Annotated in this window: 12 protein-coding genes and 2 pseudogenes; 5 read left to right on the top strand and 9 right to left on the bottom strand. The window is 62.5% G+C overall.

The window, feature by feature from the left end; all coding sequences use genetic code 11:
- Nucleotides 1–44: 44 nt before the first annotated feature.
- Nucleotides 45–184: pseudogene (locus tag AC0NID_RS11195) on the bottom strand (IS256 family transposase); the annotation flags it as partial.
- A 598-nt stretch (nucleotides 185–782) separates the two neighbouring features.
- The gene (locus AC0NID_RS11190; RefSeq protein ID WP_473454832.1) at nucleotides 783–1,553 is read right to left on the bottom strand and encodes an IclR family transcriptional regulator domain-containing protein; all 771 of its coding nucleotides are present in this window, start codon (nucleotides 1,551–1,553) and stop codon (nucleotides 783–785) included.
- A 118-nt stretch (nucleotides 1,554–1,671) separates the two neighbouring features.
- Here AC0NID_RS11190 and AC0NID_RS11185 point away from each other — a divergent pair, with 118 nt between their 5' ends.
- Genes AC0NID_RS11185 through pcaF form a run of 3 tightly spaced genes read left to right on the top strand, consistent with a single transcriptional unit; the run spans nucleotide 1,672 to nucleotide 4,529 of the window.
- Nucleotides 1,672–2,529, top strand: a complete 858-nt coding sequence (locus tag AC0NID_RS11185) for a CoA transferase subunit A (protein WP_473454833.1) — start codon at nucleotides 1,672–1,674, stop codon at nucleotides 2,527–2,529.
- Nucleotides 2,526–3,323: a CoA-transferase subunit beta gene (locus AC0NID_RS11180; RefSeq protein ID WP_473454834.1), complete on the top strand. Its 798-nt coding sequence runs from the start codon at nucleotides 2,526–2,528 to the stop codon at nucleotides 3,321–3,323. Before AC0NID_RS11185 ends, AC0NID_RS11180 begins: the two co-directional genes overlap by 4 nt.
- Nucleotides 3,324–4,529 (top strand): 3-oxoadipyl-CoA thiolase, encoded by a 1,206-nt coding sequence (gene pcaF, locus AC0NID_RS11175; protein WP_473454835.1) that lies wholly within the window; start codon nucleotides 3,324–3,326, stop codon nucleotides 4,527–4,529. It begins immediately after the preceding gene.
- A 15-nt stretch (nucleotides 4,530–4,544) separates the two neighbouring features.
- On the opposite strand, the gene pobA is transcribed toward pcaF, so the two are convergent.
- The 6 genes from pobA to pcaD are packed head-to-tail and all read right to left on the bottom strand — an operon-like array spanning nucleotide 4,545 to nucleotide 9,381.
- A complete protein-coding gene (pobA, locus tag AC0NID_RS11170; protein ID WP_473454836.1) occupies nucleotides 4,545–5,717 on the bottom strand; it encodes a 4-hydroxybenzoate 3-monooxygenase in 1,173 nt (390 codons plus the stop codon).
- Entirely contained in the window at nucleotides 5,717–6,769 is a 1,053-nt protein-coding gene (locus tag AC0NID_RS11165) for a 3-carboxy-cis,cis-muconate cycloisomerase (RefSeq protein ID WP_473454837.1), read from the bottom strand. Before AC0NID_RS11165 ends, pobA begins: the two co-directional genes overlap by 1 nt.
- A 19-nt stretch (nucleotides 6,770–6,788) precedes the next feature.
- Nucleotides 6,789–7,403: a protocatechuate 3,4-dioxygenase subunit alpha gene (pcaG, locus tag AC0NID_RS11160; protein ID WP_473454838.1), complete on the bottom strand. Its 615-nt coding sequence runs from the start codon at nucleotides 7,401–7,403 to the stop codon at nucleotides 6,789–6,791.
- The gene (pcaH, locus tag AC0NID_RS11155) at nucleotides 7,403–8,158 is read right to left on the bottom strand and encodes a protocatechuate 3,4-dioxygenase subunit beta (protein WP_473454839.1); all 756 of its coding nucleotides are present in this window, start codon (nucleotides 8,156–8,158) and stop codon (nucleotides 7,403–7,405) included. The genes pcaG and pcaH overlap by 1 nt, the downstream gene beginning before the upstream one ends.
- A complete protein-coding gene (gene pcaC, locus AC0NID_RS11150; RefSeq protein WP_473454840.1) occupies nucleotides 8,148–8,555 on the bottom strand; it encodes a 4-carboxymuconolactone decarboxylase in 408 nt (135 codons plus the stop codon). The genes pcaH and pcaC overlap by 11 nt, the downstream gene beginning before the upstream one ends.
- Complete coding sequence (pcaD, locus tag AC0NID_RS11145; RefSeq protein WP_473454841.1) at nucleotides 8,548–9,381, bottom strand: 3-oxoadipate enol-lactonase; 834 nt, start codon at nucleotides 9,379–9,381, stop codon at nucleotides 8,548–8,550. The genes pcaC and pcaD overlap by 8 nt, the downstream gene beginning before the upstream one ends.
- 69 nt (nucleotides 9,382–9,450) lie before the next feature.
- Here pcaD and pcaQ point away from each other — a divergent pair, with 69 nt between their 5' ends.
- Complete coding sequence (gene pcaQ, locus AC0NID_RS11140; protein WP_473454842.1) at nucleotides 9,451–10,368, top strand: pca operon transcription factor PcaQ; 918 nt, start codon at nucleotides 9,451–9,453, stop codon at nucleotides 10,366–10,368.
- Nucleotides 10,369–10,451: 83 nt separating this feature from the next.
- Here pcaQ and AC0NID_RS11135 read toward each other — a convergent pair whose 3' ends face one another.
- Complete coding sequence (locus AC0NID_RS11135; protein WP_473454854.1) at nucleotides 10,452–10,697, bottom strand: hypothetical protein; 246 nt, start codon at nucleotides 10,695–10,697, stop codon at nucleotides 10,452–10,454.
- Here AC0NID_RS11135 and AC0NID_RS11130 point away from each other — a divergent pair.
- Nucleotides 10,639–11,324: pseudogene (locus AC0NID_RS11130) on the top strand (aldehyde dehydrogenase family protein); the annotation flags it as partial. The gene AC0NID_RS11135 and the pseudogene AC0NID_RS11130 overlap by 59 nt on opposite strands.
- Between the last annotated feature and the right edge of the window lie 77 nt (nucleotides 11,325–11,401).

The following is an 11,401-nucleotide window of genomic DNA, read 5'->3' as shown; positions in this document are numbered from 1 at the left end:
GGAAACATTCAGATACAAAATTCTTTAAATTGACCCGCAGGTCGCTTAGGCGCGTCGCAGCGCCTCGTCATCTCGGCCTCTAGCACCTCCTGCATCACCGCACGGATCACTTCGTTCCCTCCGGGTTCGATAGCAGAATGTCTTTGACGGCAGCGCTGGCGGTCTTACTTTCAGTCTTGGTCATGGCGGCGTTCCTTCCAGGGAATCAGGTGACGTGAACAATCACCAGCCTGCCATGACCGCCCTCTCTCGGCGAATTTGCAGAACTCTCAGCACACTACCCACCACAGTCCGAGCGCAACGTGAGAGGCCGGCTCTAGCCAGATGAGCCTCACAGAATTGGTGAGTGGCTTGGCGCCCCAGTAAGGTCGGAGAAACACGGTTCGTGCATAAACCAATGCTTCACGGTACATGCTGCTTCTGCGCGCTAGACCGGCCGGGCCCGTAAAGAAAATGACCAGCCGATTTGCACGCCGCAGTACGCCTTAGCCTCTGCGAGGCTGAACGGGATTTACTTCAGAAGCAACGACGTATCAGATCTACCAACTGTCAGGAAGGGAGCACAGGAAACGATCGAAGGCATCTGGCGCGAATGAAAAACGGAGGTCGAGAAGGTTGCCGAAGCACTGCTATTGCCACCGGTACCCCCTACTCCCACTCGATTGTTTTGGCCCATGATAACCGATTGATTTCGCTAAACAATATATTTTGTTCAACACAGATACCGTCAAGCACACCGTCAAAAATTTGGGCTTTTGACTTAATTGACAAATGGCGGGTCGTCAAACGATGAAAAAATCCTCGATGCGCTGTTTTGCGCCGAGCAGCACCGGCAGTATTTTCTCTCTCATTTCCGCGACGGTAAAGCGGGCCGACTGGGTCGAAACGTTGATCGCCGCCACTGTCTGGCCGGCGCGGTCGTTGATTGGCACGGCGATCGAGCGCAGGCCGAGTTCAAGCTCCTCGTCGACGATGGCAAAACCATCCGCCTTGGCCTTGCGGATGGCACCGGCAAGCAACGGCTTTTTGACGATCGTCTTCGGCGTCCTCCTGTCGATCGCCGCTTTTGCGAGGAAGGTATCGAGATCATCGGGCGGCAGGCCGGAAAGCAGGACCCGGCCCATCGATGTGCAGTATGCCGGCAGCCTGGTGCCGATATCGAGTGACACGCTGAGGATACGCCGGCCGGGAACGCGCGCGACATAGACGACGTCCTCGCCCGACAGGATCGCCGCCGAACAGGCCTCATTCAATTGCGCCGCGACTTCGCGCATGATGGGTGCTGCGAACGTCCACAACGATGCGCCGTTCAGCCAGGTGCGGGTGACGGTCAGCAGGCGCGGTGACAGCGAAAACAGCCGGCCGGACTGCGTCGCGTAGCCGGCGGTCGCCAGCGTCAGCAGGAAGCGGCGGGCGCCGGCGCGCGTCAGGCCGGCTTCCTCGGCCATCTCGGTAAGCGTCATGCCGGCCGGGTGCCGAGCCAGTATCTCCATGACCGCAAGCCCGCGTTCGAGCGAACCGACATGGTCACGTGAAGCTCCCTCGTCATTCATGTGGCCTCCGCACACGAGCGCATCGCCAGCATTGACTCGACGCGATAATCCGACATAGAAAGTATCTCACGTAAAACATTTGTTCGCAATACGAACTTTTTGTTCTGGAGTTCCTGCGATGGTCAGCTTCCTGCCGCTCAGCCATGCCGTGGCCGAGAATTTGCACGACGGCGACACGGTTGCCTTCGAAGGCTTCACCCACCTGATTCCGACGGCAGCGGCGCATGAGGCGATTCGCCAGGGGTTTCGCGACCTGACGCTGATCCGCATGACGCCGGATCTCATCTACGATCAGATGATCGGCATGGGCATGGCCCGGAAGATCGTCTTTTCCTATGTCGGCAATCCCGGCGTCGGGTTGCTGCGGCGCGCCCGCGACGCCATCGAGAACGGGTTTCCGCGAACGATCGAAATCGAAGAACACAGCCATGCCGGCATGGCCAATGCCTATGAAGCGGGTGCTGCCGGCCTGCCGTGCGCCGTGTTTCGCGGTTATCGCGGCGCAGGGCTGGCTGGGGTCAATCCGAACATCAAAACGATCACCTGCCCGTTCACCGGCGAGGTGCTTGCCGCCGTTCCCGCCATTCGTCCCGACGTCACCTTCATCCACGCACAGAAAGCCGACAGGAAGGGCAATGTGCTGGTCGAGGGCATTGTCGGCATCCAGAAAGAGGCAGTCCTGGCGGCCAAACGCGCGGTGGTAACAGTTGAGGAAGTTGTCGACAGTTTCGACGATTTGCATCCCAACCTGACCGTGCTTCCGAGATGGACGATCGCTGCCATCGCCGTCGTGCCCGGCGGCTCGCATCCCTCCTACACGCACGGCTATTATATCAGGGACAATGCAGCCTATCTCGAATGGGACGAGATCGCCGCCGACCGCGACCGGTTTGAGGACTGGATGCGAAGGAACGTGCTGGAAAAGAGCGCTGACGATTTCGCCGCCCGGGTCGAACATCTAAGGAATGCCCCATGAGCGATGGCCTGGACTTCACGCCCAACGAGATGATGACGATCGCCGCCAGCCGCGCGTTGAAGAACGACGATGTCTGCTTCGTCGGCATCGGCGCGCCATCGGCGGCCTGCAACGTCGCACGGCTCACGCATGCGCCCGACATCACGCTGATCTACGAGAGCGGCACGATCGGCACCGCCCCCGACGTTTTGCCGCTGTCGATCGGCGACGGCGAGCTCTGCGACACCGCCGTCACCACCGTCTCGGTGCCGGAGATGTTCCGCTACTGGCTGCAAGGCGGCCGTATCTCGATCGGCTTCCTAGGCGCTGCCCAGCTCGACAAGTTCGGCAACATCAACACCACGATCATCGGCGACTATTTTCAGCCCAAGACAAGGCTGCCCGGTGGCGGCGGCGCGCCGGAGATCGCCACTTCGTCGAAGCAAATCTACATCACCATGGCGCAGAGCAAGCGCGGCATGGTCGAGAAGATCGACTTCTTCACCTCCTTCGGCCATGGCGACGGTGGCGAGCACCGGCAACGTCTCGGCATCGATACTGCCGGGCCGACGCTGCTGATCACCGACCTAGCAATCTGGAAGCCGGATCCGGCCAGCAAGGAATTCACGGTAGTGTCGCTGCATCCGGGTGTCTCCCGCGAACAGGTGCAGGCGACCTGCGGCTGGACGGTGAAATTCGCCGACGCGCTTGACGAGACGCCGGCACCCACCGCGCTTGAACTGAGGACATTGCGTGACCTGCAGGCCCGGACTAGGGCCGCGCATGAAGGGACCGCAAAAGAGAGGGCTGCATAGATGGTCGAGGCCTATATCTGCGATTACGTCCGCACGCCGATCGGGCGCTTCGGCGGGGCGTTGGCGTCGGTCCGCGCCGACGATCTTGGCGCGATCCCCCTGAGGGCATTGGTCGAGCGCAACATCGGTATCGAGTGGGCCGCGGTCGACGACGTCGTCTATGGCTGCGCCAACCAGGCCGGCGAGGACAACCGCAATGTGGCGCGCATGGCGCTGCTACTGGCCGGCCTGCCCAAGGAGGTTCCCGGCTCGACCGTCAACCGCCTCTGCGGTTCCGGCATGGATGCCGTCATCCTCGCCGCGCGCGCCATCAAGGCGGGCGAGGCGGAGTTGATGATCGCAGGCGGCGTCGAATCGATGAGCCGCGCCCCTTTCGTCATGCCCAAGGCGGAGACCGCCTTTTCGCGCACTACCGAAATCCACGACACCACCATCGGCTGGCGTTTTGTCAATCCACTAATGAAGAAGCAGTACGGCATCGATTCGATGCCGGAGACCGGCGAGAATGTCGCCGAGGAGTTCGCCGTCTCCCGCGCCGACCAGGATGCCTTTGCCGTGCGCAGCCAGGACAAGGCGGTCGCCGCGCAAGCCAATGGCCGGCTGGCGAAGGAAATCACTGCAGTGACGATCCCGCAGCGCAGGGGCGATCCGGTGGTTGTCAGCAAGGATGAACATCCGCGCGCGGGCACGACCATCGAAGCGTTGGCGAAACTGCCGACGCCGTTCCGGCAAGGCGGCACGGTTACGGCCGGCAATGCCTCAGGCGTCAATGACGGTGCAGCGGCGCTGATCGTCGCCTCGGAAGCCGCCATGAAGAAATACGGCCTGACGCCGATCGCCCGCATCCTCGGCGGAGCGGCCGCCGGCGTGGCGCCGCGCATAATGGGCGTCGGCCCGGTGCCGGCCACCGAGAGGCTCTGCGCCCGGCTCGGCTTGAAGCCGGCGGACTTTGACGTCATCGAACTCAACGAGGCCTTTGCCTCCCAGGGCATTGCCGTGCTTCGCCAACTCGGCATCGCCGAGGACGCGGAGCACGTCAACCCGAATGGCGGCGCCATCGCGCTCGGCCATCCGCTCGGCATGTCGGGTGCGCGCATATCAGGCACTGCGGCGCTGGAACTTCGCGAAAGTGGCGGCCGCTATGCGCTCGCCACCATGTGCATCGGTGTCGGCCAGGGCATCGCCATGGCGCTGGAACGTATCTGATATCTCTCGCCGTTTTCAGTACGGCAGGCCGACATAGTTCTCGGCCAGCGCAGTCGATGCGGCCTGCGAATGCACGAGGTAATCGAGCTCAGCCTCCTGGATGCGCTGGCCGAATTCGCCGGTGTCGGGAAAACGGTGCAGCATCGTCGTCATCCACCAGGAAAAGCGCACGGCCTTCCAGACCCTGGCAAGCGATTTTTGCGAATATCCATCGATGCCGGCCACGCATTTGTCGCAATAGAAGTCGCGCAAACCGGCAAACAGATAACGCACGTCACTGGCGGCAAGGTTGAGTCCTTTGGCCCCGGTCGGCGGCACGATGTGGGCAGCATCGCCGACCAGGAAAAGCCGGCCAAAGCGCAGCGGCTCGGCAACGAAGGAGCGCAGCGGCGCAATCGACTTCTCGAAGGACGGTCCGGTGACGACGGCGGCCGCCGTCTGCGGCGGCAACCGCCGGCGCAACTCATCCCAGAAGCGGTCGTCGGGCCACGCCTCGATATGATCGTCGAGCGGACATTGCACATAGTAGCGGCTGCGGTGCGTCGAGCGCATCGAGCACAGCGCAAAACCTCGCTCATGATTGGCGTAGACCAGTTCGCGATCGGCCGGCGGCACTTCAGCCAACACGCCGAGCCAACCGAACGGATACTGCCGCTCGAAGGTTTTCAGCACGCGCTCGGGAACCGATTTACGGCTGACGCCGTGATAGCCATCGCAGCCGGCAATGAAGTCGCAATCGACGCTATGGGTGACGCCGTCCTTCTCGTAGGTGGCAAAAGGCTCGGTACCATCGAAGTCGTGAAGGGCGACGTTCGCCGCCTCGTAGATCGTGGTCAGTCCAGCCGCATCGCGCTCGTCCATCAAATCATGCGTCACTTCGGTCTGGCCATAGACGGTGACTTGCTTGCCCCCGGTCAGCGCCGACAGATCGATGCGGTGCAAGCGATCGTTGAAAGCAAGCGAGAAGCCCGTGTGCGGCAACCCTTCGGCATGCAGCCTTGCCGCCGCACCGGCCTCTTCCAGCAACTCGACGGTGCCCTGTTCGAGCACGCCGGCGCGTACGCGGCCAAGCACGTGGTCGCGGCTCGCGCGTTCCAGGATGACCGTCTCGATGCCGATGCCGGCGAGAAGCTGCCCAAGCAGCAGGCCGGACGGTCCAGAGCCGACAATGGCGACCTGAGTACGCATTAGTGCCCGAGACTTTCGACCTGGCCGGCCAGTTCGGCGGCAAGGCGCAGCGATGCGGCGGTTGCGACGGCCATCTGCGGCAACAACAGCCACTCCAGCGTCCATGCCGCACCCGACCGTTCCTGCTCATGCACAAGCGCCTGATGCATGCCGCAAAGCTGGGTCGCATTGAAACGGGCAAGCGCTACCAGCGCTTCGGCCTTCACCGGGTTCTGCTTGTGCGGCATGGCCGACGAGCCGCCACCGTCCGAAAGCGCGATCTCGGCGCCGCCTTGAGCCATCAGCCCAATGTCCTGGCCGAACTTGCCGAGGCTGCCTGTCACCAGCGACAGCCAGCCGGCAAAATCAGCGAGCGCATCGCGCTGGCTATGCCATTGCGGTGCATCGGCAAGGCCGAGTTTTGTCGCAAGTGCCGCGCGCACCGCCAGCCCTTTGTCGTCAAGCTTTTCCAGTGTGCCTGCGGCGCCGCCGAACTGCACCACAAGCAGGCGCCTGGACTGTTCCGACAATCTCTCCTGGTGCCGTTGCAGCGGCGCCCGCCACGCCCTTACGCGATCCGCCGCATGAACAGGGATCGCCTTCTGCATGCGCGTCATCCCGGTCAGCGCCCTACCCCCGAAGCGCTCCTCGAGCGAGGCGAACCGCATAACGGTCTCGGTCAACAGCAGACCGAGATGGTCGACGACGGATTTCAGCCGAAGCAGAAGCCCGGTGTCGATGACATCCTGGCTGGTCGCGCCGAGATGCACTTTCTGGTCGTGCGGTTCGCCAACTGCCGCCCTGATCTGGCGCACCAGTTCCGGAACCATGACACCGTCCCTGGCGACAGCGGCCCGCAGCAAGGCGGTGTCCGGCCGGAACGAGGACAGCGCTGATACGATTGCTGCCGCCGTATCGCTGGCGATCAACCCGTTTTCGGCCTCCGCTTCGGCCAGTGCGTACTCGAACGCCAGCATCGCCTCGATTTCCGCCTCGACGGAAAAATGCCGGCTCGCTTCTTCGTCGCCGAGAAGAGCGGAGAGCAGTGGATGGTCGAAGGGCGATACGGTCATGTCGCGAGTCTCCTGACCATCAGCTGTCGAAGAAAACCGTTTCCCTCTCCCCCTGGAGATGGACGTCGAAGACATAAATGTCGCCGGTGCGCTCGGCGATCAGAGTCGGCATGCGAATGCGGTGCTCGATGCGCGCCAGGATCGGATCCTCGGCATTGGCCTTTTGCTCGTCGGAAAAATACAGCCTCGTGTGCAGGCCGAGATTGATGCCACGCGCGACGATCCAGAGCGTGATGTGCGGCGCCATCAGGCGCCCATCCCTGAACGGCACGCGGCCCGGTTTGATGGTGTCGAACGTGCTCAGGCCGGTATCCATGTCGGTCGGGCAACGGCCCCAGCCGACGAAATTCGGGTCGGCGGCGCCGCGCGATTCAGCCGGAGAATTGTAAAACCCGTCCGCATCCGCCTGCCAGATCTCGATCAGTGCGTCCTTCAGCGGCGTGCCGGTGCCGTCGAGCACCCGGATGCGCAGGCCGATGCGCTCGCCCTTGGTCTTGTCGTTGACCATGGTCACACCAAGGTCGCTCGCATAGACGCCGCCGATGCCGCAGAAATTTGGGGTCAGTCCGATATGGACGTAGGGTCCCGCAGTCTGCGAAGGGCTTTCCTTGAGCCGGTCGAGCGACTGGGCCATCAATTGCCCTCCAGCCTGTTTTCGAACAGCGACGAACGGCGCCCGCGCAGCACGATGTCGAACTTGTAGGCCTGCGCGTCAAAGGGGATCGTCGATTGGATGTCGAGTGCTGCGATCAGCGTTTCGATGGCTGCCTTGTCGGGAATGCCGCGCGCGATCGGGCAGTGCCAGATCAGCGGGTCGCCCTCGAAATACATCTGCGTGATTAGCCGTTGGGCGAAACCATGGCCGAAGACCGAAAAATGGATATGCGAGGGCCGCCAGTCGTTCGGCCCGTTCGGCCAGGGATAGGGACCGGGCTTGACGGTGCGGAAGGTATAGCCACCATCATCATCGGTGATGGTGCGGCCGCAGCCGCCGAAATTCGGATCGAGCGGGGCCAGATAACCGTCCTTCTTGTGGCGGTAGCGGCCGCCGGCATTGGCCTGCCAGAATTCGAGCAGCGCGCCGGGCACGCCAATGCCGCGTTCGTCGAGCACGCGTCCGTAGACGATGATGCGCTCGCCGATGGCGCTCTCGCCGGGTCTGGCGAAATTGTTGATCAGGTCGGCGTCGAGTTCGCCCAGCATGGCGTGACCGAACACAGGGCCGGATATTTCCGACAGCGTGTTGTCGAAGGCGAGCGGCGCCTTCTGCGGCGATCGCAGAACGGAGCTCCTGTAATTCGGCGTCAGCGGCGGCGGATGCCATGTCCGGTCGCGCTGAAAGAACGCGCCGTTCTCAGGCTTCCGGTTCGAGCCGGACTCAGCGGACATTCTTGACCCCGTCCATTTCCGAAAACACGTCCTTGGCGATCTTGAAGGCACGGTTGGCGGCCGGCACGCCGGCATAGATGGCGACGTGCAGGAACGCTTCGCAGATGTCGTCGCGCGTGGCACCAGTGTTGGCGGTGGCACGAACATGCATGGCGACCTCCTCATCATGGCCGAGTGCTGCCAGCAGCGCCAGCGTGATGATCGAACGTTCGCGCTTGGAGAAACCTGGTCGTGCCCACACCGTTCCCCAGGCGGCCTCTGTGATCAGTTCCTGGAAAGGCTGGTCGAAATCGGTGGCGGCGATCTCGGCCCGGTCGACATGCTGGTCGCCGAGCACGGAACGCCGCACTGCGAGGCCCGCGCGATATCTGGCGGCGTTGCCTGGGACTTCATCCATGGGCTTCGGCTCCAGGGGCAAGCGATGCGATGAAATTGCGGATCAGGGCGGCCAGCGCTTCCGGTTGTTCAACACAAGGGATGTGCCCGGCGTCGCGGATGATCTCGAAGCGCGCGCCGGGGATCAGGTCGGCCAAAGAGCGGACAAGATCGGGTGGCGTCGAGCCATCCTGGTCGCCAGCGACGCAAAGCGTCGGTACCGTGATGCGCCGGGCGCTGTCGGTGAAATCCGCCTCACGCAGCGCCACGCAGGTTCCGACATAGCCGGGGACGGCCTGCCTGGTCAGCATGTTACAATAGCCGTCGAGCTCGGGCTGACGCCGCGCGTGGAAGGCCGGCGTGAACCACGCCTTGAGCACGGCGTCGGCGACAGCCCGGATACCCTTGCTTTCGACCGTCGCGATCCGCGTGCTCCAGCTTTCGGTTGTGCCGATCTTGTGGGCCGTGTCGCACAGGATCAGGCCTTTGACCATTTCAGGGCGCCTGACATAAAGGCCTTGCGCGATCAGACCACCAACCGACAGGCCGCACAGCACGACCTTGCTTAGTCCGAAATGATCGATGAGCGCCAAGAGATCATCGACATGATCGTCGATCGACCTGATATCACCGATGTCGGACAGCCCGTGGCCGCGCTTGTCATAGACCAGCGAAGACATTTCCCCGTCCAGGATCGATAGAACCTGTTCCCATATCCGGAAGTCGGTGCCGAGCGAATTGATGAACACGATCGGGTGCGCCTTGCCGTTCGCCTCGAAGTGACGGTGATGCAGCGTGATGCCGCCAATGGTGACGAATGGCACGATTTCGATCCTCCATCTCCACATTGCACGAGGCATTTGGTTCGGTAAAATGATATTTTTCGCCACTTCATTAACTCAGGGGTTATCGAATCCATGCCCGAAGGCCGCATCCGGTTCCGTCACCTGCAGGCATTCCTTGAAGTTGCGCGGCAGGGAAGCGTGGCGAGAGCGGCCGACTTCCTGCATGTCAGCCCCCCGGCGGTGACCAAGACATTGCGCGAGCTGGAAGAGGCGCTAGGGGTTGCCGTCGTCGAACGCGACGGCCGCGGCATCAGGCTGACGCGCATCGGCGAGATCTTCCTTCGCCATGCCGGCACGGCGATCACGGCGCTCAAGCAAGGCGTCGATTCCGTCAGGCAGGACGGGGCGGTCAACCGTCACCCGATCCGTATCGGTGCGCTGCCGACAGTCTCGGCACGGGTGATGCCACTCGCCATGAGCCTGTTCCTCAAGGAAGGTACGGGCGCCGCAATCAAGATCGTTACCGGAGAGAACGCGGTGCTGCTCGAACAATTGCGTGTCGGAGCGCTCGATCTCGTTGTCGGGCGGCTGTCGGCACCGGAGAACATGACCGGCTTCTTCTTCGAGCACCTCTATTCCGAACAAGTGCTGTTCGTGGTGCGAGCGGGACATCCGCTGCTTGACCCGGGACAGGATGTGTTCGCACGGCTCGACGAATTCCCGATGCTGATGCCGACACGGGAATCGGTCATCCGCCCCTTCGTCGACCGGCTCTTCATCACCAACGGCATGACGGCGCCGGCAACCGAGATCGAAACCGTGTCGGACTCCTTCGGCCGCGCCTTCGTGCGGCAGAGTAATGCCGTCTGGATCATTTCGGCCGGCGTTGTTGCGAACGAATTGAGCAGCGGCGCCTTCGTCGCCCTGCCGGTCGACACCGAAGAAACCAAAGGACCGGTCGGCCTGACGATGCGTACTGACACTGCACCTTCGCCGGGCTTTTCCATCCTGCTGCAGACAATCCGCGAGGCGGCACGCCAAAGCGCCTGAGTCTTCTGCCTTGGACCCGCGCATGCTCAGGCAAGTCGGCAGAACACGACGCCAACTGCGTGCTACCGGCCGCGATTTTTTCCTCACCCAGGGGTTGAGGAAACACCACAAAATATCAATTTACCGAACCAGATGCCGAATGCATTGTTGCGATGGAAGACCTTGCCCATTGGCCAACGTTCGGGGCGGAGCGCGAGACCATTGCCGAGCCCGCGGGCGATATAGTCGACGAAGTCACGGGAAACGCGGTTGATCACCGTCCCAGGCCTGCCCGTTCTGATCTCGACTTCGGGCAGCACAAGCGTTGAGGTCATCGACGCGGTGGTCAACGCAGCTACCTTCGGCGCCTTCATACATCAGGCCAGATCTGCATGTCACCGAGCGACTGATCGTCGATGACAAGGTCGCCGATGAGTTCGTTTCCAGGCTGGTTGCCTGCGCTTCGCAACTGCCGGCGGGCGACCCGCGCGGCCATGTCGTGCTGGGATCGCTGATCCGTAGCCAGGCAGCCTAGAAGATGGAGGAGTTCGTCACTGATGCTGTCGCCAAGGGCGCGAAGCTGGTGGCGGGCGGCAACCGCACCGGCATGGTGGTCGAGGCGACGCTACTCGACCATGTCACGCCGTCAATGCGCGTCTACGCCGAAGAATCCTTCGGGACCGGTCAAGCCGGTGATCCGGGTGAAGGGCGAGGACGAAGCGGTGCGTGTCGCCAACGCCACCGAATACGGCCTGTCCTCAGTTGTGTTCAGCCGCGACATCACGCGTGTCATGGCGGTTGCTGCGCGCATCGAAGCCGGCATCTGCCACATCAACGGCCCGACGGTCGGCGGCGAGGCACAGATGCCGTTCGGCGGCGTCAAGAGCTCGGGCTATGGCCGTTTCGGCGGCAAGGCATCGATCGCCGAGTTCACCGATCTACATTGGGTAACGATCGAGGAGCACTACCCATTCTGATCGATTGGCGTATCGAAAGATTGGACCCCAGCCGAGTCTCTGCGGTCGTAGCCTAGCCATCGTCAACCAATCACATT

The organism is Mesorhizobium sp. WSM4821 (assembly GCF_055901555.1).
This window is presented reverse-complemented; position numbering and strand designations above follow the sequence as displayed.

Excerpts from the sequence above, each read along its gene's own strand:
- pcaD (WP_473454841.1), bottom strand. The coding sequence starts at position 9,381 with ATGTGGAGATGGAGGATCGAAATCGTGCCATTCGTCACCATTGGCGGC.
- pcaC (WP_473454840.1), bottom strand. The coding sequence starts at position 8,555 with ATGGATGAAGTCCCAGGCAACGCCGCCAGATATCGCGCGGGCCTCGCA.
- AC0NID_RS11185 (WP_473454833.1), top strand. The coding sequence starts at position 1,672 with ATGGTCAGCTTCCTGCCGCTCAGCCATGCCGTGGCCGAGAATTTGCAC.
- AC0NID_RS11165 (WP_473454837.1), bottom strand. The coding sequence starts at position 6,769 with ATGACCGTATCGCCCTTCGACCATCCACTGCTCTCCGCTCTTCTCGGC.
- pobA (WP_473454836.1), bottom strand. The coding sequence starts at position 5,717 with ATGCGTACTCAGGTCGCCATTGTCGGCTCTGGACCGTCCGGCCTGCTG.
- pcaQ (WP_473454842.1), top strand. The coding sequence starts at position 9,451 with ATGCCCGAAGGCCGCATCCGGTTCCGTCACCTGCAGGCATTCCTTGAA.
- pcaF (WP_473454835.1), top strand. The coding sequence starts at position 3,324 with ATGGTCGAGGCCTATATCTGCGATTACGTCCGCACGCCGATCGGGCGC.
- AC0NID_RS11180 (WP_473454834.1), top strand. The coding sequence starts at position 2,526 with ATGAGCGATGGCCTGGACTTCACGCCCAACGAGATGATGACGATCGCC.
- AC0NID_RS11190 (WP_473454832.1), bottom strand. The coding sequence starts at position 1,553 with ATGAATGACGAGGGAGCTTCACGTGACCATGTCGGTTCGCTCGAACGC.
- pcaH (WP_473454839.1), bottom strand. The coding sequence starts at position 8,158 with ATGTCCGCTGAGTCCGGCTCGAACCGGAAGCCTGAGAACGGCGCGTTC.
- pcaG (WP_473454838.1), bottom strand. The coding sequence starts at position 7,403 with ATGGCCCAGTCGCTCGACCGGCTCAAGGAAAGCCCTTCGCAGACTGCG.